The organism is Pseudomonas sp. PA-7-1E (genome assembly GCF_021605325.1).
Classification (GTDB): Bacteria; Pseudomonadota; Gammaproteobacteria; order Pseudomonadales; family Pseudomonadaceae; genus Aquipseudomonas; species Aquipseudomonas fluorescens_BV.
In genome coordinates, this window is sequence record NZ_WKFA01000025.1 from 41,561 (window position 1) to 62,839 (window position 21,279).

Below are 21,279 nucleotides of genomic sequence, written 5' to 3' on the forward strand. Positions count from 1 at the left end.
AATCGGCCTCTCTTCGTCCAAATCATTCAAAACGTTGAACCGCCAGTGGCCACTACGGTCAAGTGAATATGGCGCGTCCCATTCGGCGTGCCCCTCTACTTGTACGTGACCTGAGGGCACTTCTTGAGTACATCCAAACAGCTGTTGAGTGAAAAGGCGGCCACCGGCGTCGAAGGTCTTGATGACATTCTTGCCGGGGGGCTATCGCGAAGCCACGTGTTTTTGCTCGAAGGCGAACCCGGCACCGGTAAAACCACCGTGGCCCTGCATTTTCTGCGGGCCGGTGCGCAGAACGGCGAACGTTGCTTATATATCACCCTGTCCGAAACCGAGCACGAACTGCGCCAGGGTGCCAAATCCCACGGCTGGGACCTGGATGAGCATATTCATATCTTCGAGCTGACCCCTCCGGAAAGCCTGCTCAACGCCGATCACCAGCAAAGTCTGCTGTATTCCTCCGACCTGGAACTGGGTGAAGCCACCCGCCAGATCTTTGAAGTGGTAGAACGGGTCAAGCCGACCCGCGTGGTGGTCGACAGCCTGTCTGAGATCCGCCTTTTGGCGCAAAGCTCCTTGCGCTATCGCCGGCAGATCCTGGCGATCAAGCACTACTTCGTACGCTATGACGCCACCGTACTGCTGCTGGACGACCTGACCACCGAGTCCCTGGATAAAACCGTGCACAGCGTGGCCCACGGCGTGATTCGCCTGGAAGAACTGACCCCCACCTACGGTGCCGAGCGTCGGCGTATCCGCGTAGTGAAATACCGTGGCCAGAAATACCGTGGCGGCTTTCATGATTTCACCATCATGGGCGACGGCATTCACGTGTTCCCGCGCCTCGTAGCGGCCGAGCATCGCGGTGGTTATAACCGTCAAACGTTGAGCAGTGGCATCGAGGAGTTGGACTCTTTGCTCGGCGGTGGTATCGAGACCGGCTCCAGCAGCCTGATTCTCGGCCCGGCGGGCACCGGCAAGTCGCTGATCTCGATGATCTTCGCCGCCGCCGCCGTGGCGCGAGGCGAAAAGGCTGCGCTGTTTATCTTCGATGAAGAACTGGGCCTGCTGTTCGAGCGCATGAAAAACATGGGCATTGATCTCGCCGCGCTACGGGACACCGGCAACCTGCTGATCGAACAGGTAGACGCCGCTGAACTCTCCCCCGGCGAATTTTCGCACCGGGTTCGTCGCTGCGTGGATGAGCGCGGCATCAAGACGGTGGTCATCGACAGTATCAACGGCTACCAGGCCGCAATGCCTGAAGAAAACGCGTTGATCCTCCATATGCATGAGCTGTTGCTGTACCTCAACCGCCGCGGTGCCGCGACCTTCATGACGGTGGCCCAGCACGGCCTGGTGGGCGATATGCAGACCCCGGTCGACATCACCTACCTGGCTGACACCGTGATCCTGCTGCGTTACTTCGAGGCTCTGGGCAAAGTTCGCCGGGCCATTTCGATCATCAAGAAAAGGACTGGCTCCCATGAGTCGACTATCCGCGAATATCGCATCGGCAGCCGTGGCATGACCGTGGGTGTTCCCCTGGATAACTTCCAGGGTGTGCTGCGCGGCATTCCAACCTATATGGGCGCCGGCTCCCCTCTGCTCAAGGATGAGGGCTAGTGCCGGCCCTCTCCCCCATCTCCGAGCGCGCCATCGTGCTGGCGCCCATGGGCCGCGATGGTTCATTGGCGCTGATGATGCTTAACGAAGCCGGCTACAGCGGGATCGTCGCCAGCAACCTGGGGCAAGTGTGCGAAGAACTGGCGCAAGGCGCCGGCCTGCTCATCATTGCCGCCGAGGCGCTGCGTGGCGTAGACCTTGAACCACTGCTCGAGCAATTGCACCAGCAGCCGGCGTGGTCCGACCTGCCGATCGTGCTGATGACCCATCATGGCGGCAAAGAGCAGAACGGCTCCACCCGGCTCAGTGGCTTGCTGGGCAACGTGACGTTTCTGGAGCGGCCTTTCCACCCCATTACCCTGATCAGCCTGGTGAGCGCCGCGCTGCGCGGTCGGCGTCGCCAATACGAAGCACGGGACCGGTTGATTGACTTGAGCGAGAGTGAACTGCGGCTGCAGCGCACCCTGGAAACGCTTGAACAGCAAGTGGAAGAACGCACGGCTCAACTGCGCCATAACGAAGAGGCTTTGCGCCAGTCGCAGAAAATGGAAGCCGTCGGCCAGTTGACCGGCGGTATCGCCCATGACTTCAACAATATGCTCACGGGCATTATCGGCAGCCTGGAACTGCTGCGCAGGCGGGTATCCCGAGGCAAGCTGGATGACCTGGACAGCCTGATCGACCTGGGTGTGACCTCCGCCAATCGCGCGGCCAGCCTCACACACCGGTTGCTGGCGTTTTCGCGCCGACAATCACTTGACTCCAAGCCCGTGCAGATCAATCAACTGGTGGCAGCCATGGGCGAGTTGCTGCAACGCAGCATCAACGAAAGCATCAGCCTGGACATGCGTCTGAGCGATGCCCTGTGGACCGCCGAAGCCGACCCGAACCAGCTCGAAAGCGCCTTGCTCAACCTGGTGATCAACGCGCGCGACGCCATGCCCACGGGTGGCACGCTGACCGTGGAGACCACCAATCGCCACCTCGACAGTGTCTTTACCGCCGCCTACGGCACCTTGACCCCGGGCGACTACGTAGAGCTGAGTGTCAGCGACAACGGTTGCGGCATACCGCAACATCTGATGGGCCGCGTGTTCGATCCGTTTTTTACCACCAAACCCATCGGCCAAGGCACCGGTCTTGGGTTGTCGATGATCTACGGCTTCGCTCGTCAGTCTCGTGGGCATGTGACCATCCACAGCGAAGTCAACCAAGGCACGACGGTCAGCCTGTTTCTGCCGCGCTTCATCGGTGAGCCCCAGGCACAGGCGCCGCTCAACCCGACACTGCTGCCGTTTGCCAATGCTGGGGAAACGGTGTTGATTGTCGAGGATGACCCCGCGGTTCGGGTGCTGGTCAGCGCTGTGCTCAAAGAACTGGGGTATGGGTTTATCGAGGCTGGGGATGCGAATACGGCGGTGCCGATTATTGAATCCGAACAGCGCATTGACCTGATGATCAGCGATGTCGGCCTACCCGGTATGAACGGCCGGCAACTGGCGGAAATCGGCCGGCAGATTCGTCCTCAACTCAAGGTATTGTTCATCACCGGCTATGCCGAGCATGCCGCCGTGCGAGGGGGATTCCTGGATCCGGGCATGCAGTTGATCACCAAGCCGTTTACCTTCGATTTATTGACCGCCAAGGTCCGAGAAATGATCAGGGCCTGAGGCGGTCACGCCACCTAAAAAGAAGAGCGTCGAGATGCGCAGAGTCTCAAGTTGTGCGGTATTACGCCAATAACCGCTGGATATGCTCCTGCAGCGTATCCAGATCGAACGGCTTTGCCAGGATCGGCGCATTGCGCGTGATGGGGCTGTGGCAGTCCAGAATTTCCTGCGGGTACCCGCTGATAAAGATCACCTTCAGCTCCGGACGCAATTTGATTGCCGGCTCGGCAATTTGCACGCCCGAGATCCCACCCGGCAGGCGGTAATCGGTCACCATCAAGTCCAGGTGCGGTTTGGTCGCAAGGATTTCGAAGGCCTGCTCCCCGTCGATCGCCTTCAAGACCCGGTAGCCCAAGCCTGCCAGGTACTCGCCCAGCACAAACATAATGGATTCGTCGTCCTCGACGATCAGTACGACATCTTGTGCATCTTCACTCATGGGAAGCCTTTGTCCGGTCAATTGCTGCAGTTACGACCATGGGGTCACGCAGAGGTTGCGTCGGGGTGACGATTGATTTCACTCGGCCACTTCCAAAGGCAGGCATACCCGGAACAGGGCGCCCTCACCTATCTGACTCTCGACCTCAATCGTGCCGCCATGGGCCGCCACGATCTGCTCGGAAATAAACAGGCCCAGGCCCAGGCCGGCTGCGGAATGGTTGGCCGAAACCCGTTCGAACTGTTGGAAAATACGCTTCTGGTTCTCCTCGCTGATACCAATGCCATGGTCGCGTACCTCTACCCGCGCTTCGCCATGCTCGGTATACACCCGCACCTGCACCGGGCTCTTGGCTCCGTAGCGCAGGGCGTTGGTCAGCAGGTTGGTGATCACCTGCTCGATACGGAACTCATCCCAGCAGCCTTGCACCGGGCTTTCGGCCTGCAATTGCATGGACGACTCGGCGGCTGCCACTTGCGGCGCGAAGTTATCCACCAGGTTGCGTACCAGTTGCGCCAGGTCGATGCGTGCCGGGCGAATCGACAGCTTGCCGGTACGGATACGCGACACGTCGAGCATGTCCTCGATCAGGCGGATCAAGCTCTGGATCTGGCGCTCATCGCGGTCAACCATGGCGCGCATCTTGTCCAGGGTAAACGCCGCGGCGTTGTCCCGGGCCAGGTGCATCTTGCGCAGTTGGGTCTCCAGAATCAGCCCGTTGAGGGGCGTACGCACTTCGTGGGCAACAATCGACATGAAGTCGTCACGCATGCGCACCGCCTGTTCCAGCTCGGCCTGGGTGGCCTGCAGGCGAGTGAGCAACAGCTCCTGCTCACGGCGGCTGCGCTCCAGCTCTTCAACTTGCAGCTTCATCGCCTTGCTTTGGCGATACAGGTCGACGAACACATTGACCTTGCTCTTGACCGCATGGATATCCAGCGGCTTGTGCAGGAAGTCCACCGCGCCGCTTTCATAGCCCTTGAAGGCGTAGTTGAGTTCGCGGCCAGCGGCGCTGACGAACACGATGGGGATGTTCTTGGTCTTTTCGGTGCCGCGCATCAGTTCGGCCAGTTCGAAACCGTTCATGCCAGGCATCTGCACGTCGAGGATCGCCATGGCGAATTCATGTTCCAGCAACAGGGACAACGCCTCGTCGGCACTCAATGCCTTGAAGACCTGGCGATCCTCACGCTTGATCAGCGCCTCGAGGGCCAGCAGGTTTTCCGGCAGATCGTCGACGATCAGCAGTTTGGCCTGGACAGTACTTAACATGGGAAGGGTTCCAGGGAAGCCAGCAATGAGCCGATTCGGCTCAAGGAAAGAATATGGTCAGGTGTGTGCAAGGCCAGGGCCGCCAGGGGCATGACGGCAATGCGTGCCTCTTGTGGGTCCTGCACGATGGTAATGCCACCCGATTGCTTGACGTGGGCCAGCCCGCTTGCGCCGTCCTGGTTGGCGCCAGTCAACAAAATGGCGAGCAGGCGCGGCCCATACACATCGGCCGCCGAGGAAAACAGGTAGTCGATGGCGGGTCTGGAATGGTGCACCCGGTCTTCCTGGCTCAGGGACAGGCTGCGGTCCTGCTCTACCGAGAGGTGATAACCGGGCCCGGCAAAGTACAAGGTGCCCGCCTCCAGCGCTTCTTTGTCCCTGGCCTCCTTGACCGGGATGTTCAGGCGCCGGGCAAAGACTTCTGCCAGTTGGCTGCGGCGCTCGTCCGGCAGGTGCAGCACGGCAATGATCGGCAGCGCGAAGGTGCTCGGCAACTGGCCGAAAATACTCAGCAACGCCTCAACGCCGCCGGCGGAAGCGCCGACGACGATGGCTTCGATCCCCGAAATCGGGGTGTCTGGCGCGTCGCTCATGATTTTCGGTAAATCCGTTCCTGCTTGACCAAGGGCTCGAATTGCTTGCTGTAGGCGGAAAAATCCAGGGTTTCCTTGCTGCCCAGCACCAAAAAGCCGCGATGACACAGCGACTCATGAAACAAGCCAAACGCTCGATCTTGCAATTTTTTATTGAAATAAATCAATACGTTACGACATGAAATTAATTGAGTTTCTGAGAATACGCTGTCGGTCGCAAGGCTGTGGTCGGCAAAGGTCACGTTCTCGCGCAATGTCTTGTCGAAGATCGCGTAATCGTAAGCCGCTGTGTAGTAGTCGGCAAATGACCGTTGCCCGCCGGCCTGCTGATAATTGGCGGTGTAGGCGCGCACGTTCTCCAGGGAAAAGATGCCCTGCTTGGCTTTGTCCAGCGACGCGGGGTTGATGTCCGTGGCGTAGATGATGGTGCGTTCCAGCAAGCCTTCTTCACGAAGCAGGATGGCCATGGAGTACACCTCCTCGCCCGTGCTGCAGCCGGCAATCCAGATCTTGATCGACGGGTAGGTCTTGAGCAGCGGCACGACTTCCTGGCGAATCGCGAGGAAGTGCGACGGGTCGCGAAACATCTCGCTCACCGGAATGGTCAAGAACTGCAGCAACTGCATGAACGCGGCCGGGTCGTGCAACACGCGCTCTTGCAGTGCGGAAATGGTCGCGCAGTCGAACTGACGCAAGGCATGGGCCACACGGCGTTTGACCGACGCGCCCGAGTAGTCGCGAAAGTCATAGCTGTACTTGAGGTAAATCGCCTCGATCAACAGGCGCAGCTCAATATCGCTGCTCTTATCCAAGAAACACTGCTCCACTTAAATGCGTTCCATCTTCGGTAGCCATACGCGAATCAGTGAGAACAGGCGGTCCAGGTCAATCGGCTTGGCCAGGTAATCGTTTGAGCCTGCTGCCAGGCAACGTTCCTGATCGTCCTTCATGGCCTTGGCCGTCACGGCAATGATTGGCAGTTTTTTCCAGCGTGGGTCCTGGCGGATCAAGGCAGTGGCCTCGTAACCGTCCATCTCCGGCATCATCACATCCATCAGCACCAGGTCGATATCGTACACTTCATTGAGCTTGTCGATGGCTTCCTGGCCGTTACGCCCGATCACCACCACAGCGCCTTTGTGCTCCAGGGCGCTGGTCAGGGCGAAGATATTGCGTACGTCGTCGTCCACCAGCAGGATCTTGCGCCCCTCGAAGACCTTATCGCGGCTGCGGGCAGTCTTGAGCATCTTCTGGCGGTCATGGGACAACTGGGATTCGACTTTGTGCAGAAACAGCGTGACTTCATCCAGCAGACGCTCGGGCGAGCGCGCCCCCTTGATGATGATCGAGCGTGAATACTTGCGCAGTTCGGCCTCTTCATCCCGGGTCAGGTTACGCCCGGTGTAGACGATTACTGGCGGGAACGAGCAGATGTCCTCGGTGGCCATGCGCTTGAGCAGTTCGTTGCCGAGCATGTCCGGCAGCTTGAGGTCGATGATCATGCAGTCGTAGATGGTGGTGCGCAGCAGGTCGAGGGCTTCCTGGGCAAAGCCTACGGCGGTGATCTCGATGTCATCGTCACCGATCAGGCGGGCAATGCTGTCGCGCTGCAGGTCATCGTCTTCCACCAGCAGGATGCGTTTGACCTTCTGGGTCAATTTGGCTTCCAGGCGCGCAAACACGTCCTTGAGCTCTTCGCGGGTAGTGGGCTTGACGGCATAACCGATGGCGCCCATGTGCATGGCAGCTTCGACGCGATCTTCCACGGAAATCACATGCACGGGGATATGGCGCGTGTTGGCGTGTTCCTTGAGGCGTTGCAGCACGGTCAGCCCGGAATGGTCTGGCAGGCGCATGTCCAGCAGGATCGCGTCGGGGATGTACTGCTCGGCAAGGCTGTAGCCCTCGTCGGCACCGTGGGCGACCAGGCAGTGGTAACCCAGTTCGTGAGCGAGGTCGAACAGGATTCGCGCAAAATTCGGCTCGTCTTCCACCACCAGGATGCAGCGGGTGCTGAACGGTGCTTTTTCGCGGTCGTCGGCAAAGCGTGGGATCAGCTTGGCGTCGGCCACCGGCAATGGCGACACCTTGACGGGCGCCGGTGCCGGCGCGACCACCACTTGGCGGGGAGGCTCGATCGGCGCTGCGTCCTCGTCGCGTTCGACGTACTGTTCAGGCAGTACAAGCGTGAAAATACTGCCTTTGCCCGGTTCGCTGGTCACACTGATATAGCCGCCCAGCAAGGTGGCCAGGTCACGGGAAATCGACAAGCCCAGGCCAGTACCGCCGTAACGGCGATTGGTGGTGCCGTCGGCCTGACGGAAGGCTTCGAAGATGCTTTCCTGCTGATCCGGGGCGATACCTATGCCGGAATCGCGCACGGTAAAGGCAATGCCCTCCCCCGGCGCGCGTGACACCGACAGGCTGACCTCGCCCTGTTCGGTGAACTTGATGGCGTTGGACAACAGGTTCTTGAGGATCTGCTCCAGGCGTTGGCGATCAGTAAACAGCAGGGTTGGCGAGCCTTGCTGCACGTCCACCTGGAAGCCCAGTTTGCGGTCCATTGCCAGCGGCTCGAACATGCCGCGCAGGCCATCCACCAGGCGTTCGACGCTAGCGTTTTCCGGGCGCACTTCCAGCTTGCCGGCTTCGACCTTGGAAATATCCAGGATGTCGTTGATCAGGTTGAGCAAGTCGTTGCCGGCTGAATAGATCGATTCGGCGAACTTGACCTGCTCGGCGCTGAGGTTTTCCTGGGGGTTATCTGCCAGCAGTTTGGCCAGGATCAGCGAGCTGTTCAGCGGTGTGCGCAGCTCGTGAGACATGTTGGCAAGGAATTCGGACTTGTACTTGCTGGAACGCTGCAGCTCATCGGCGCGGTCTTCCAGCTCCAGTTGGGCCTGGTTCAGCTCGATGTTCTTGCGGTCCATGGCGTCGCGCTGTTCGGCCAGGGTCTGGGTCTGTTCGGCGAGTTGCTCGTTGGTCTGCTCCAGCTCAGCCTGCTGGGTTTCCAGGTGGGCCTGGGATTCCTTGAGGATGCGCGACTGTTCTTCCAGCTCTTCGTTGGCGGTCTTGAGCTCTTCCTGTTGCACTTGCAGTTCTTCGTTGAGCTGCTGGGTCTCGGCCAGCACTTCCTGCAAGCGTTGGCGATAACGCGCGGCTTCGATGGAGGTGCCGATATTGCCGGCAATCAGCTCCAGCAGTTCGATATCACGCTCATCCAGCGGGCGCAGGAAACCCAGCTCGACCACGCCATTGACACGGTCATCATCGCTGGTTGGCGCCACCAATACGCTGCGGGCGGCCCCTTCACCGAGGCCGGAACTGACCTTGAAGTAATCCACCGGCACATCGTCCAGGCGAATCAGGCGATCGCGCTGGGCGGCCTGCCCGACGATGCCTTCGTCGCTGTAGATCGACTGTTCCTGTTGTTCCTGCTCGCGGGAGAAGCCATACGTGGCCACACGCTTGAGGCCGCCGTGTTCTTCGCGCACGTACAGCGCCGCGACGGCCGAGCCCATGTACTGGGCGAAGAACTGCAGGATATTGCGTCCCAGCATGTTCAGGGTCAGTTGGCCCAGCACTTGCTCGGCCAGCTCGGTCTGGCCATTGCGCAGCCAGGCGGTTTGCTCCAGGCGCCGTGCAATCTTCTGTTGTGACGCGAGGTTTGCGCTGTAACTCTTTGAAAGTGAAATTAAATTCTTCCTGCCGATGTAGGCCAGAAAACCACTCAGCCCCAGTACAAACGCCAGGTACAACGTGACACTGATCACCGTCGTGCGGGTAACCTCTGCGTTACGGGTGATACGGAACTGTTGTTCCATCGCCACCGCGTCCTCATATTCCTTGCGAATTTCATCGGTGAGCCGCTTGCCCCGGCCCGCCTTGACCGCGCCCCGGTAATCACCGCTGTTGCGCTGCAGCTCAATCATCGACTGTGCGTAGTTGTTCCATTCGGTTTGCAAGGTTTCCAAGCGCTTGAGTCGGTCGACCTGCTGCGGGTTGTCGGCCACAAGATCCTGCAAATTGCGCAGGTCGGCAATGATCCGCGGCTTGGCCACTTCGTACGGATCAAGGAAGTGCTCGTCACCGGTGATCAGGAACCCGCGCATACCCGTTTCCAGGTCAACCGTCAGTTTGGACGTCTCATTGAGGTTGTTAATGACGCGGTCGGTGTGCTCCACCCACTGGATCACCGAGAGCAAATAGGTAATCAGGCAGACGAAAAACACCGCGCTGAGCACGCCCACGCCCAAGGGCAGGGCCACGTTACGGCTCAGCAAGGTACGAAAGCTTTTTTCATCGACGGACGACGCGGGTGTCATGGGCATGCCTTGGCCAAATGCGGGAAAACCGCAAGTTTGCCCGAATAACGTCGCTCAACGCTATGTTTGTGCGTTGATTGGCAGCGGATGCGGTCTAGCTCATGGCGCCTGCACCTTGGTGAGTCAGCACGCAAGCGGACGGGACTTTTTGCGCCGCTAAGGTCACAATGCCAGCAATTGCTTCGGAACTTGCTGGCATTGTTATTACTCACAATCTAGTTGCCTTTAAGCCCAGCGCTCTCACTGTTCAGGAAAGTCCACTATGTCTCACACCTCCACCATCCTTGTAGTCGAAGACGACGCCATCGTGCGCATGCTGATCGTCGATGTCCTCGAAGAGTTGGAGTTCACGGTGCTCGAAGCCGCGGATGCTGGGGAAGCACTGGCGCTAGTGCAAAATACCGACAAGATCATCGACCTGATGATGACCGACGTTGGCCTGCCCGACATGGACGGCAAACAACTGGCGAACAAAGTCCGCGAACTGCGCGCGACCCTGCCTATCCTGTTTGCCAGCGGCTATGCCGAAAACATTGATGTGCCCGACGGCATGCAGGTGATTGGCAAGCCGTTTTCGATCGATCAGTTGCGTGACAAAGTCAAATCCATGCTCTAACGCCCCTTCCTCATGGTCCTTTGCAGAGATTAACGTGACGACCGGCCAATAAAACAGGAAACTCAGCGCCTTCACGCCACGCTCTCAGATAGCACTCAGGAAGGACGCAACAACATGATTGGAAAACCGACGCGCCTGCTGTTGGCGAGCCTCTCGATACTCATGAGCTCAGGCGCCTGGGCTGACTTCACCGCAAGCCCCAGCGAAGCCAGGGCCATTGCCAAGGAAGCCTACTTGTACGGCTTCCCGGTGGTGCAGATGTACAAGACGCTCTACACCCAGGCCGTTGATAAAGGCGGTGCCCACTTCAAGGCGCCGTTCAACCGTATCGAAAACAGCGCCCAGGTGCTCACCCCCAAGGACAACGCAGTTACCACCCCGAACGTCGACACACCGTACTCGTTCGTGTGGATGGACCTGCGCAAAGAGCCGCTGGTGCTGACCCTGCCCAAGATTGAAGACAACCGCTATTACTCGGTGCAGTTGATCGACCTCTATACGCAGAATTTCGCCTACCTGGGCACACGCAGTACCGGCAATAACGGCGGCCACTACATGATCGCCGGGCCAGACTGGAAAGGTCAGCAGCCGGTGGACATCGACCGTGTGGTCTACAGCGAAAGCAACATCGCTTACGCGCTTTACCGCACGCAACTGTTTGATGACAAAGACCTGGGCAAGGTCAAGCAGATCCAGAGCGGCTACAAGGTGCAGGCGCTGAGCAGTTATGTGAAGCAACCCGCCCCCGCCAACGTGCCGAAGATCCAATGGCCCAAGCCGATGGCGACCATGACCGAAGGCCCGCAGCTGTTTCGCTACCTGAACTTCATGCTGGCCTTTGCCGCGCCCCAGGACAGTGAAAAAGACCTGCTGGCGCGCTTTGCCAGGATCGGTATTGCCCCGGGCGCGCCGTTCAAAGTCAACCAGTTGACCGCCGAGCAGCGCAAGGCTCTGGAAGACGGCATCGCCGATGGCCGCGCAGAATTCGCCGCGTTCAAGAAGGCCAAGGTCGACACCCACCAAGTAACCGGCGCAGACCTGTACGGCAGCCGCGATCACCTGCAAAACAACTACCTGTACCGCTACGCCGGTGCCGAGCTGGGGATGTTTGGCAACTCCAGTGATGAAGCCGCGCACTTGAGCTACGTCATTGACAGCGAGGGCAAGCCGGCCAATGGTGCACGCCACAGCTACACCGTGCATTTTGCCAAGGATCAGTTGCCGCCGGCTGATGCGTTCTGGTCGCTGACGATGTATGACGCAAAGACCAAATTGCTGGTGCCGAATCACAAGAAGCGCTACCTGATCAACTCGCAGATGCTACCGACCCTCAAGCTCGATGCCGATGGTGGCTTGACCCTGGCATTGCAACACCACGAGCCACCCAAGGCTGAGCAGAGCAACTGGTTGCCGGCCCCTCCCGGCCCGTTTTACGCGGTCTTGCGCATTTATCTGCCCAAGCCTGAAGTCGCTAGCGGCCAGTGGAAGGTACCAGCGTTGACGCCGCTAAAATAATCTTTGCGAAATAAAAAAAGCGTGGCGGGTGATGACCCGCCGCGCTTTTTTTTGGCTCAGTGTTTTTTCAGTTTCACGTAGGACTGGTGCAGGTCCGACGCCCAACCGTCGATAACGCTTTTCACATCGTCGGCCTTCATCACTTGGGAGTCATTAGCCAGCGGCTTGCCGGTACCTTTGCGCACCACTTGGGCCAGCACTTTATGAGTGGCGCCATCGAGGAACTGCGCCTCGGTGCCCAGGGTGGTCTCCTGGTCGCGAATGCCAGTGCCCGTGCTCACTGCCGCGGCCACCAGGGCGACGGGAATAAACTCATATGGCTTGAGACTCTCGGTCTTGCTGCTCACGGCGGTAATCGCCGCTCTCACAACAATCACCCCTGGGCCTGGGGCATTGGCCACGGGCAGTGACTGACCCAGCTCGCGCTTGAGCGCCTGGTTGTAATAGTCATTGATGCCCCGCAACGTGCTCTCGGGAATTCGGGAAGTGGCCTGGGGCTTGGGGTAAAACTGGGTAGGCTCGATGTAGACCGCGGTGTAGTGGCTCAGGTCCAGCTGTGGATCAACCCAGCGCATCACCTCGGCCCCCGACGGTGACTTGGCTTCCTTGAGCTGGCTGTAGTTGGAAAGGAACCCTGAATATTCATTCGGTTGCACCACTTTGCTGGCGCAACCAACCAAACCGAGCGAGGCGACGCACACTGTGCCGATTATTAGCCTTAGCTTCATTAGTGAACTCCCTGGCGACCATCATCGTAAGAATGAGCTATAGGTATAGCCAATACTTGGGCAGCACACCTGATTTCGCTCGGCGCCAGCCAGTACATGCGTTAAACATTCAGGTCAGAAGCGGAAATCGGAATCCGCGATTCGCCCATATATGTTCACCATGAAGTCTTCTTTTTTGTCGCCATCGAAATCGAAACGCAAAAAGGTGAGATTATGGCTGCGATAATATTCGTGGGTGAAGGTGAGTCGAGGGTGGGCTGCGCGCAGGGCTGAAATATCCAATTTATCCTTGCCGCTGACGAAATCCATTATTACGGTGTTTGCGAAGCTGGCAGATGAGTCGTTCGCGCCGATAACGAAGGTATTTTTACCCGGCCCGCCTGTCAGCCGGTTAAAACCCGAGTTCGCCTTGACATAAAGAATGTCATCGCCCTCGCCGCCCTCCAGTTCGTTACCGACGTCATTGCCAATTAAAATGTCATTGCCCGCACCGCCAATAGCCCGTTCGATGGTGACGCCATTGGCGATCGAAACGTTGCCTAGGCCTCCCCCAACATTAGAGAAGCTGCCCGATTTCAAGTTGAGAACCTGATCTTGCCTGAAGGCGGAGAAATCGAAGGTGTCATTACCATCGGCGTCCCACACGCAAAACACCGGCAAGTCGTCGCTCGACTGCAGTTTGAATACGTCACGATCAGCATTGGAGTTAAAGCCATACGTCGTATCCCCGGTCCGCGTTTGGAGGTTCGCACCAAATTTATCTTGCGTGACTGCAATATCATCCATCATCAGCGCACTTGAATACTGAGTCTTATCACCATGGAACTTATTAAAGCGATGGTCTGAGCGGGTTTCCAGAAAAGGACTCCTTACCGTGTAAGCCGACGTATTTTCCGCGTAGTTGCTTCTCGATACTGCAGACGCTGGGTCAGGAAGACCTAATTTAAAGGCCACAGCCTTTGCAATGATGTGACGCCCAAAACTATTGGGTTTTACCAGCTCATCGGCATGGCGCTGGTTCAGCGATACCTGCACCTTGCCGGGCTCGTCATCGGACACGGGCGTATACCAGGGGGCCTGCCACTTGAAGCTACCGCCATCAACCTTGATCTGCATATGATGGGATTGTGCATTGACAGACTCTTTGAACCGAATATTTGCAGTATCGCTGAAATTATTCAGGGTCTCACGGATCACGCCTTTTTGTGCTTCTGTGAACTGGCTGGTCGTGCCCCCCGTTTCGGGACGATTGGCGAACTCATACGTCACCTCCGCAGGGTCCCCGGAACCCAGTGAACCGGCAAATCCGGCTGCACCTTTTGACCCTTTTAATACTTGGTCCATGGACAATGAAACTTGGCGATGTTTAATCTTATCGCCGCGGTCGTCAGCATGAGCAATTTCAACGACAGTCCTGTGTGCAACGCTGGTGGCGCATGCTCTTGCCAACGCAATGTTCGGATCAATATTCATGAGGTAGTCCTATGGGAACTTGGCATTTGTCTACTCGCCTGACGGCAGGCCGGCGACCTGCGTATCAGTGGTATTCCTACGCAAAACAGTTCCAAAAACTCACCTGGCAGCCGACGCCTATCTACCTCATGCTCCGCGACCCAGCGGTGGGAGCGTGGCCTCGGCCCTGGGCGCATCGAACGAAGGATGCTCTGATAGAAGGCGCTGCCACTGCATCCGAAACCAGGGCGTGAATGGCGCTCGGGGCTCTGCAAGCTGGGCCGTTATTTCGGCGCGGGTCAGCCACTTGATATCGCTGACTTCCTCTGGGACGGGCGAGACCTCAGCGTCAGATTGAGCAACCAGCACATGACAGAGTTCATGCTCGGCGCCGATCGAGCCAAACAAAGCATGATACTCAAAGTAATAGAGAGCTCGACACGAAGCCCAGACGCCTAGCTCTTCACGCAGACGACGAGAGGCGGCATCCAGAATAGTCTCTCCAGGTGCCGGATGACTGCAGCAGGCATTCGACCAGAAACCTGCCCAGAGCATTTTATCCGCCGCCCGACGCTGAAGCAGATGACGCCCACGGCTGTCAATCAAGTGCACTGAAAAAGCGCGATGAAGCTGCCCAGCTCCCAGGTGAGCATCGCGTTTATCGCACACGCCAATCTGTACATCCTGTGCGTCGACTAACACTACCTCGTGGATCATGCTGGATCTCCTTTTGTGCAATGAGGCGCGCACGCCACACAGTATCGAGCTAAAGAATTTGTCCCCAGGCACTGACCAAGGTCAACGCGGCGTCGGTGAACGCTGGATCGGCACGCAGCATGACCATGGCATCCAGCTCTGCCTGGGTGAGTAACCCAAGTTCCAACAATGCAGGCCCTGCCTGCGCGGTGGTTGCCGCCCAGAAGGCATCTGCCGGGCTGTTGTCGCCGATTCGGCCTTCGAGGGTGCGATGCCCCACGTTGACAAGCCCCCGGTCACGTAGCCGATCAGGCAGTCGATCGGCCCAGAACATGTCAGACCCGATGGACTGCTCCAACAGTGTGATTCCGGCCTGGGCTACTTTGCGCAACAACGGGTTCGTCGTTCTGAGGCTCGGTTGCAGGCTCACATCTTCGATCACCAACCAGCCTCCGGGACGTAACCAAGTGGCGGCTCGCGTCACTATCTCCTCGCGGTCAGTGAGGTGGCACAGCAACGCCCGGGCGTGCACCACGTCAAACGATGCGGCAGGAAAATCATCGGTCGTGACATTGTGGGTCATCACCTTGATGCCGGGGATATCGACCAGGAAGCGGGTATCGATATCCGTGGCGGTAACCGTTGCGTCGGGATATCGCTGGCTCAACCAGCCGGCGAGCGATCCGGCACCGGCGCCCAGATCAAGGATGGCGGGCGCGTCCGGCAGATCCAATCGTTCAAAAACCTTATGGCTTAACGGGTCAAAGGCGCGCTCCAGGGTTTGCAACCTCGCCAATTGGCCTGCGTGTTGGTCCGCGAGATAGCTGCGGGTGTAGCCGGGTTGCTCGGTGGAAACAGATGTGGTCAAAGCACGACCTCCAATTGATCAGGGCAGCGATTGAGAAACCCGCGCTCTTCGGGCTTGAACCCCGGAGCCCAGCGCAGGTTGGGAAAGGTCTGCAGCAGCATGCGCGCACCGATCGTGATCTCCATCCGGGCGAGCATGGAGCCCAGGCAGAAGTGGCGCCCCGCTCCGAAAGCGAAATGGCTGGTCGCCTGTTCGGCGCGCAACATATTGAAGGTGTCCGGGTCGCTGAACCGGGCCGGATCACGGTTGGCTGAACCGATCAGGCAGGCCAGGGTTGCGCCACCCGGAATTGTTCCCGAGGGCAGTTGCAGCGGTTCAGTCGCCTCCCGCAGCACAAGTTGCAATGGCGGGTTGCGTCGCAGGGTTTCAGTGAGGGCGTTGTCCATCAGTGCTGGATCAGCGATCACCGCCTCTTTCACGCCAGGTTCGCTCAACAGGTTGACAATCAGATTCGCCAGGGCGCCGTGACTGGTCTCGCTGCCTGCCGTCATCAGGATCGCGCAATAGGACCGTACAAAGGACTCGGACAACGGCTGGTCGTCAATGCGTGCCGCCAGGAGTTGTGAAATCAAGTCGTCCTTGGGTTCTATACGCCGAGCGTCGATGTAGGGCTGGATAAAGTGGTAAAAACTGTCTCGGTTGGATAACCCGCCGGTCAACAGTGCTGGGTCCTGACGATAGTTGCCCATGTACGCGAAGCCGATGGCACACCAACGCTTGAGCCGCTCCACCTCCTCTCGTGTGTGTGCCGGGAGGCCCAATGCATGAGCCATCACTCGCACCGGCAGCGCAGCGGTGAAATCGGCAATCAGGTCGACCTGAGGCCGGCCCTGCATACGCGCCAGCAAGTCTGCGGTCACTGCGGTGACAGACGCTTCGAGCGCCACCAGCGCCTTGCTGCGAAACGACGGGGTGAGCAATGCTCGGTGCTGGGCGTGTTCGCAGCCGTCCATGGTCACAATGGTGTGCCCCAGCAGCGGCCCAATCTGCCAGGTGTAGTTGCGATTGCTTGCCCCTGGGTGGGTCAACGCGGCTTTGACATCCACATGCCGACTGACCAGCCAAACATCGGTGGGCTCGTCGTACGCGATCGGCAGTGTGGTGCGTAAACGCTCATACAAGGGGTACGGGTCGATTTCGAACTGGCGGGACTTGAGGGTCGGCGGAGTCAGCGCCAGGTCCACTTGTCGGCTGTGCTGTACCGCGCAGCCATCGGCCTGTAGGTGATAGCGCGAAACGCTGCGATGCCAGTCCCCCGCCGCCCGGACAACCTGACGCAACCGGTCCGGATCGGTCGCAGCGCACGGCGGATAATGGGCATGCTCGGTAGCGGCTGCCGTGAATTGAGCAACTGCCGTGTTGACCATCTGATGGGCTGCTTCTATCGCGCCAGGCCAGTCCAGGCCGGCGGTGTGCGCGAGTATCGACACCAGATTGAAGCGCTCGCCACACACCACATCTTTGGCAACCGAGTGGATATCGTTCGTCCACGCGATGATATCGGCAGCGTGCTTACGCAACCTGCTCCACGTTTCCACCTGCGCAGGATGCTCGTACGGGTCCAGGGCTTCGGCACCATCGATCAGATCAAAAAAGAACAGGGCGCCGAAGGAATCCCGGCGCAACGGCAGATACTCAGCCAAGGCGAGCGCCGTATCGGTTTCTCGCATGCGTACCTGCGCCGCCTGCGCGCGCAGATGCTGGACCAAATGCCCCGCCAGCCTCTTCCGCCAAGGCCCGCTGCCCCAACGCTGGGTCTCGGGCCACAAGTCGTCGACCAGAACAGCCAGCATCGGGTCCTCGAACCCGCCGCGTTCACCTGACGGCACAGCATCGCCGCTGTCGGTCAATGCCTGCACGGCGGCGATGAAATGCTCCAGCGCGCCGTTTTCCGCCCAGGGTCCGTCATCAATACGGTCATCGAGCGTAAGCGCCCACAGGTACCAGCACACCAGAGTCTGCGCTCGGTGCGTGGGCGCCCGCCCGCACAATGCTATTCCCAGGTCGAGCAGTGCCGTGGTGGTCAACCGATGCGCGCCACGCCTGCCGATCAAACCGTATCGCTGCGCCCAAGCAAGCGCATGCGTACGCAACCGTTCAGTGTCGGCACGCGGCGGTGCAACGGCGAAAGGTAGCTGGATATCGGGAATAGTGAGCGGCGCCGGTGACGAATGACTGTTGTGGCGGGTATCGGTGTCGCCTTCACAGTGTTGCGCTGCCATGAAAAGCTCCTCTGGAATCAAACTTTCAGTAGGGCTGACTTTATTTGAAATCAAAAACACAGGATGTGAGAGGTATCCGAAGGTCACCCGGCAATGGCGGTCTTTCGGCGTAGGGGAAAACGGAGCGTCGCCATCAGCTCAGGGGCTGCTCGGTCGTTCGTGCTGATTAAATAGGGGGTTTTCAGAAAAATATACTGTCATTTCTCACAGGTATGGACGAGTCGCCCAATACCGAACAATGACGGATCACCCACGCTTCTTGAACTGCTCCGGTGAATGGGTCGGCAACTGCGTATGACTTATCAGCCTCGAGTGGATAAGGTGAAGGCTTATCCTTTTTCAGGAGCACCCTATGCGCACCATCGGCCTTATCGGCGGCATGAGCTGGGAGTCCAGCGCCGAGTATTACCGCCTTATAAACCAGCGCGTGCGCGACCGTCTTGGCCCGCTGCGCTCGGCGCAAGTGTTGATGTACAGCGTAGATTTCGGCCCGGTGGAACAGGCTCAGCATGCCGGGCGTTGGGACGATGCCGCGCTGATCCTGGAAGATGCCGCACGGCGCTTGCAGGCCGGGGGCGCTGATTGTGTGGTGCTGTGTACCAACACCATGCACTTGGTGGCACCGCGTATTGAGGCGGCGGTGTCGATCCCCTTCCTGCATATTGCTGATGCCACGGCGGCGGCGGCTCTGGAGGCCGGGACCCTGACGGTGGGCTTGCTGGGTACCGCGTTCACCATGGAGCAGGAGTTCCTGAAGTCCCGCCTTGCCGCCCAGGGGCTTACCGTGCTGGTGCCAGACGCGGATGAACGCCAGGAGGTGCACCGAATCATCTATGAAGAACTGTGCGTGGGCATCATCAGTGACGCGTCACGCCAGGTGTATCAGCGGGTGATCCAGGCACTCGCTGCACAAGGCGCCCAGGCGATCATCCTCGGCTGTACGGAAATCTGCCTGCTGGTCCAGCCCGAACACAGCGCCCTGCCGCTGCTGGACACCACCGCGTTGCATGCGCAGGCCGCGGTGGGGTTTGCCTTAGAGGCTTAGGTATCGACACAACTTTGTGGTCCTTACCTGAATAACGGGTATGTACTCGGTCTGATCCAACATCCTGGCGGGCTTGCCCGCTTTCGCGGGCAAGCCCGCTCCCACAGGGGATCTGTACCAGACGCTGATTCTGTGGGTAATGCATGACCCGTGTGGGAGCTGGCTTGCCTGCGATAGCGGTGGTTCAGTTGTAGATTCAGTGACTGACACTCCGCCTTCGCGCGCTTGCCCTAATGCCAGTCAGTTAAGAGCTAGAGCAGACAACCAGTGACTTGTGGCGAGGGAGCTTGCTCCCGCTGGACTGCGTAGCAGTCCCATTTTTTGTGGGGCGTCGCGCCCCCGCGGGGGCAGAGGCCCCCCCCCCACGTTCCGATTCTGTGTTTACTGACTGGGGACTGGGTAAGCGAGCTCCCACACAGTTCTAAGATATAGACGACGTGCGCAGGCGCGCCATGCTCAGGGTGTCGACAAACATACCGTCGCGCAGGGCGTAATCGCGCAGCCGCCCTTCCACTTCGAAGCCGAACTTGCGGTACAGGTTGTGCGCAGGCTCGTTGTCCGCGTAAACAGTCAGCTCCACACGGCGCAGGTTCATCCAGTTGTCGGCTACCTCCAACGCGGCCGCCAACAGCCGCGAACCGACGCCCTTGCCCTGCCACGCGGGCGCCACGCCCATCCCCAATGAGCCAACGTGGCTCTGGCGTACACGCAAGTACTGCTCAAGCCCCAATTGGCCAATCACCTCACCGCCCTGCACCGCCACCAGCTGCAGGCGCCGCTCGTTATCCATCACCAGGCGCTTGCGCCACATCTCAACAGACTGAAAAGGCATTTGCAGCACCTGACGACAAACAGCCGGTTCGTTGTAGAGCGCGGCGACGCCCTCCAGGTGGGCCTCGGTAAAACGCTGGATCACGATAGACGGTTCAGGTGGGTGCATTGCATTTCATCCTTTGAAAGACAAGTGGCGGGCCAGTGTAGAGGCTAAGCGCCTGGCTGACGAGCCGGGAGTTTTCCCACTGGCCGACCAGCACCATCCTGCATCTGAACGATGGCGATCCATATGCGCAGCGCCGATACTCTGCCCAGGCCCTGCCCCGTCAACCCGACGCTTCGGCCTTCACCCTGTGACGAGAACAACAAAAAAAGTCCCACAGAGGAACACCCATGAGCCGTTTTGATCACTCGGGCCTGTTGCAGGCCTTCAGCACCCTGACCCTGGACTTGCAACGCCTGGCCCAACATCAGGACATCGAACACTTCCAGCGCCATGCCCTGGCACGCGTCAGCCAATTGCTGGCCTTCGACAGTGCCTGGTGGGGACGCTCGGCTGTCATCAACGGTCTGCCACAAGAGCACAACAGCTACCTCTATCAGTTGCCACCCGACTACCTGGCGGACTGGCAGTCGATCCGCCATCTGGACGTTACCGTTGCACGGGTGCATGCCTCGCCTGGCGAGGCAGTGATTATCGATATGCGCGACCCCGCCAACGGCAGCGCCTTGAATTGGCTGGGGCAACGCCACGGCCTGGGTGAATTGCTGTGTGTGATCCATATCGACCCGCAAACCCACCTCAGCCACCACCTGACGCTCTACCGCCAGCCCACTGCGCCCACGTTCAACGCGCAGGATTGCCAGTTGCTCAATAACCTGATGCTGCATCTGGTGGCGGCGGTCTCGGCAAACCAGATCCGCACCTTGGTGGCCATGCGTGAAACCCTGGCCAGCCCGCGCAATCTGGCCCTGGCGGTGTGCGACCCACGGGGTGTGTTGCAATGCGCCGAGCGCGGTTTTGTCGACCTGCTGCTCAGCGAATGGCCGCAATGGCGTGGCTCCACTCTGCCGGTGCTGCTGGATGAGCGCGGGCATGACGGCAAGCGCATCCATATCCAGGCGTCACCGGTGGGCGACCAATTGCTGTTGGCCGCGCGCCTCAACCGCGCCCTGCCCCAGCTCAGCCCACGGGAAAACGACGTGGCCCAAGGGTTTGGCGAGGGCAAGACCTACAAGGAAGTGGCCCGCGACCTTGGCCTCTCACCCAACACCGTGCGTCACCATATCCGCGCCATCTACGCCAAGCTCGGCGTCAAGGACAAGGCGCGCATAGCGCACCTGGTGCACGCCCCGCCCGACTGACCCTGCCCGTTTCTCCCACGGTTTTGCCACGGTCGTTTTTTACGGTCTCGGGCTGCTGTTGCCCATTTTCCGGCCT

17 protein-coding genes are annotated in these 21,279 nt (G+C 59.2%); 6 read left to right on the forward strand and 11 right to left on the reverse strand.

What is annotated here, in order from left to right:
• Nucleotides 1-123: 123 nt before the first annotated feature.
• Together GIW79_RS17345 and GIW79_RS17350 are read left to right on the forward strand one after the other, a co-directional pair.
• On the forward strand, nucleotides 124-1,623 hold the full coding sequence (locus GIW79_RS17345; RefSeq protein ID WP_034127457.1) for an ATPase domain-containing protein: 1,500 nt from the start codon (nucleotides 124-126) through the stop codon (nucleotides 1,621-1,623).
• The gene (locus tag GIW79_RS17350) at nucleotides 1,623-3,293 is read left to right on the forward strand and encodes an ATP-binding protein (RefSeq protein WP_034127458.1); all 1,671 of its coding nucleotides are present in this window, start codon (nucleotides 1,623-1,625) and stop codon (nucleotides 3,291-3,293) included. The genes GIW79_RS17345 and GIW79_RS17350 overlap by 1 nt, the downstream gene beginning before the upstream one ends.
• Before the next feature lie 61 nt (nucleotides 3,294-3,354).
• Here the strand turns inward: GIW79_RS17350 and GIW79_RS17355 are convergent, their stop codons facing one another.
• The 5 genes from GIW79_RS17355 to GIW79_RS17375 all read right to left on the reverse strand — a co-directional run bounded on the left by GIW79_RS17355 (nucleotide 3,355) and on the right by GIW79_RS17375 (nucleotide 9,922).
• Nucleotides 3,355-3,732 carry a response regulator gene (locus tag GIW79_RS17355; RefSeq protein ID WP_032897270.1) on the reverse strand — a complete coding sequence of 126 codons (378 nt, stop codon included), beginning with the start codon at nucleotides 3,730-3,732 and terminating at the stop codon, nucleotides 3,355-3,357.
• A 78-nt stretch (nucleotides 3,733-3,810) separates the two neighbouring features.
• Nucleotides 3,811-5,004 carry a hybrid sensor histidine kinase/response regulator gene (locus tag GIW79_RS17360; protein WP_034127459.1) on the reverse strand — a complete coding sequence of 398 codons (1,194 nt, stop codon included), beginning with the start codon at nucleotides 5,002-5,004 and terminating at the stop codon, nucleotides 3,811-3,813.
• Nucleotides 4,998-5,597 carry a chemotaxis protein CheB gene (locus GIW79_RS17365; protein ID WP_054896518.1) on the reverse strand — a complete coding sequence of 200 codons (600 nt, stop codon included), beginning with the start codon at nucleotides 5,595-5,597 and terminating at the stop codon, nucleotides 4,998-5,000. Before GIW79_RS17365 ends, GIW79_RS17360 begins: the two co-directional genes overlap by 7 nt.
• Nucleotides 5,594-6,424, reverse strand: coding sequence for a CheR family methyltransferase (locus GIW79_RS17370; protein ID WP_019817062.1), 831 nt, complete (start codon nucleotides 6,422-6,424; stop codon nucleotides 5,594-5,596). The genes GIW79_RS17365 and GIW79_RS17370 overlap by 4 nt, the downstream gene beginning before the upstream one ends.
• The gene (locus tag GIW79_RS17375; RefSeq protein ID WP_236454228.1) at nucleotides 6,425-9,922 is read right to left on the reverse strand and encodes a response regulator; all 3,498 of its coding nucleotides are present in this window, start codon (nucleotides 9,920-9,922) and stop codon (nucleotides 6,425-6,427) included. It lies immediately after the preceding gene.
• Nucleotides 9,923-10,184: 262 nt separating this feature from the next.
• Between GIW79_RS17375 and GIW79_RS17380 the strand changes: the two genes are divergently transcribed.
• Nucleotides 10,185-10,538: a response regulator gene (locus GIW79_RS17380; RefSeq protein WP_236454225.1), complete on the forward strand. Its 354-nt coding sequence runs from the start codon at nucleotides 10,185-10,187 to the stop codon at nucleotides 10,536-10,538.
• A 114-nt stretch (nucleotides 10,539-10,652) separates the two neighbouring features.
• Nucleotides 10,653-12,053, forward strand: coding sequence for a DUF1254 domain-containing protein (locus GIW79_RS17385; protein WP_089041740.1), 1,401 nt, complete (start codon nucleotides 10,653-10,655; stop codon nucleotides 12,051-12,053).
• A gap of 56 nt (nucleotides 12,054-12,109) precedes the next feature.
• Here the strand turns inward: GIW79_RS17385 and GIW79_RS17390 are convergent, their stop codons facing one another.
• From GIW79_RS17390 to GIW79_RS17410, 5 genes are all read right to left on the reverse strand, one after another.
• Entirely contained in the window at nucleotides 12,110-12,781 is a 672-nt protein-coding gene (locus GIW79_RS17390) for a DUF3313 domain-containing protein (protein ID WP_054919033.1), read from the reverse strand.
• A gap of 114 nt (nucleotides 12,782-12,895) precedes the next feature.
• Complete coding sequence (locus tag GIW79_RS17395; protein ID WP_054896523.1) at nucleotides 12,896-14,254, reverse strand: M10 family metallopeptidase C-terminal domain-containing protein; 1,359 nt, start codon at nucleotides 14,252-14,254, stop codon at nucleotides 12,896-12,898.
• 126 nt (nucleotides 14,255-14,380) lie between these two features.
• Nucleotides 14,381-14,950, reverse strand: coding sequence for an isopentenyl-diphosphate Delta-isomerase (gene idi / locus GIW79_RS17400; RefSeq protein ID WP_054896524.1), 570 nt, complete (start codon nucleotides 14,948-14,950; stop codon nucleotides 14,381-14,383).
• Nucleotides 14,951-14,999: 49 nt separating this feature from the next.
• Nucleotides 15,000-15,797, reverse strand: a complete 798-nt coding sequence (locus GIW79_RS17405; RefSeq protein WP_054896525.1) for a class I SAM-dependent methyltransferase — start codon at nucleotides 15,795-15,797, stop codon at nucleotides 15,000-15,002.
• Nucleotides 15,794-18,019, reverse strand: a complete 2,226-nt coding sequence (locus GIW79_RS17410) for a cytochrome P450 (RefSeq protein WP_057975888.1) — start codon at nucleotides 18,017-18,019, stop codon at nucleotides 15,794-15,796. Before GIW79_RS17410 ends, GIW79_RS17405 begins: the two co-directional genes overlap by 4 nt.
• Before the next feature lie 352 nt (nucleotides 18,020-18,371).
• Between GIW79_RS17410 and GIW79_RS17415 the strand changes: the two genes are divergently transcribed.
• Nucleotides 18,372-19,064: an aspartate/glutamate racemase family protein gene (locus GIW79_RS17415; protein ID WP_057975886.1), complete on the forward strand. Its 693-nt coding sequence runs from the start codon at nucleotides 18,372-18,374 to the stop codon at nucleotides 19,062-19,064.
• A gap of 421 nt (nucleotides 19,065-19,485) precedes the next feature.
• Here the strand turns inward: GIW79_RS17415 and GIW79_RS17420 are convergent, their stop codons facing one another.
• Nucleotides 19,486-20,004, reverse strand: coding sequence for a GNAT family N-acetyltransferase (locus GIW79_RS17420; RefSeq protein WP_236477393.1), 519 nt, complete (start codon nucleotides 20,002-20,004; stop codon nucleotides 19,486-19,488).
• Nucleotides 20,005-20,231: 227 nt separating this feature from the next.
• On the opposite strand from GIW79_RS17420, the gene GIW79_RS17425 reads away from it, so the two are divergent.
• Nucleotides 20,232-21,203, forward strand: coding sequence for a helix-turn-helix transcriptional regulator (locus tag GIW79_RS17425; protein WP_054898450.1), 972 nt, complete (start codon nucleotides 20,232-20,234; stop codon nucleotides 21,201-21,203).
• Nucleotides 21,204-21,279: the final 76 nt, after the last annotated feature.

Excerpts from the sequence above, each read along its gene's own strand:
- GIW79_RS17420 (WP_236477393.1), bottom strand. The coding sequence starts at position 20,004 with ATGCACCCACCTGAACCGTCTATCGTGATCCAGCGTTTTACCGAGGCC.
- GIW79_RS17375 (WP_236454228.1), bottom strand. The coding sequence starts at position 9,922 with ATGACACCCGCGTCGTCCGTCGATGAAAAAAGCTTTCGTACCTTGCTG.
- GIW79_RS17355 (WP_032897270.1), bottom strand. The coding sequence starts at position 3,732 with ATGAGTGAAGATGCACAAGATGTCGTACTGATCGTCGAGGACGACGAA.
- GIW79_RS17395 (WP_054896523.1), bottom strand. The coding sequence starts at position 14,254 with ATGAATATTGATCCGAACATTGCGTTGGCAAGAGCATGCGCCACCAGC.
- GIW79_RS17385 (WP_089041740.1), top strand. The coding sequence starts at position 10,653 with ATGATTGGAAAACCGACGCGCCTGCTGTTGGCGAGCCTCTCGATACTC.
- GIW79_RS17410 (WP_057975888.1), bottom strand. The coding sequence starts at position 18,019 with ATGGCAGCGCAACACTGTGAAGGCGACACCGATACCCGCCACAACAGT.
- GIW79_RS17360 (WP_034127459.1), bottom strand. The coding sequence starts at position 5,004 with ATGTTAAGTACTGTCCAGGCCAAACTGCTGATCGTCGACGATCTGCCG.
- GIW79_RS17425 (WP_054898450.1), top strand. The coding sequence starts at position 20,232 with ATGAGCCGTTTTGATCACTCGGGCCTGTTGCAGGCCTTCAGCACCCTG.
- GIW79_RS17415 (WP_057975886.1), top strand. The coding sequence starts at position 18,372 with ATGCGCACCATCGGCCTTATCGGCGGCATGAGCTGGGAGTCCAGCGCC.
- GIW79_RS17365 (WP_054896518.1), bottom strand. The coding sequence starts at position 5,597 with ATGAGCGACGCGCCAGACACCCCGATTTCGGGGATCGAAGCCATCGTC.
- idi (WP_054896524.1), bottom strand. The coding sequence starts at position 14,950 with ATGATCCACGAGGTAGTGTTAGTCGACGCACAGGATGTACAGATTGGC.
- GIW79_RS17380 (WP_236454225.1), top strand. The coding sequence starts at position 10,185 with ATGTCTCACACCTCCACCATCCTTGTAGTCGAAGACGACGCCATCGTG.
- GIW79_RS17390 (WP_054919033.1), bottom strand. The coding sequence starts at position 12,781 with ATGAAGCTAAGGCTAATAATCGGCACAGTGTGCGTCGCCTCGCTCGGT.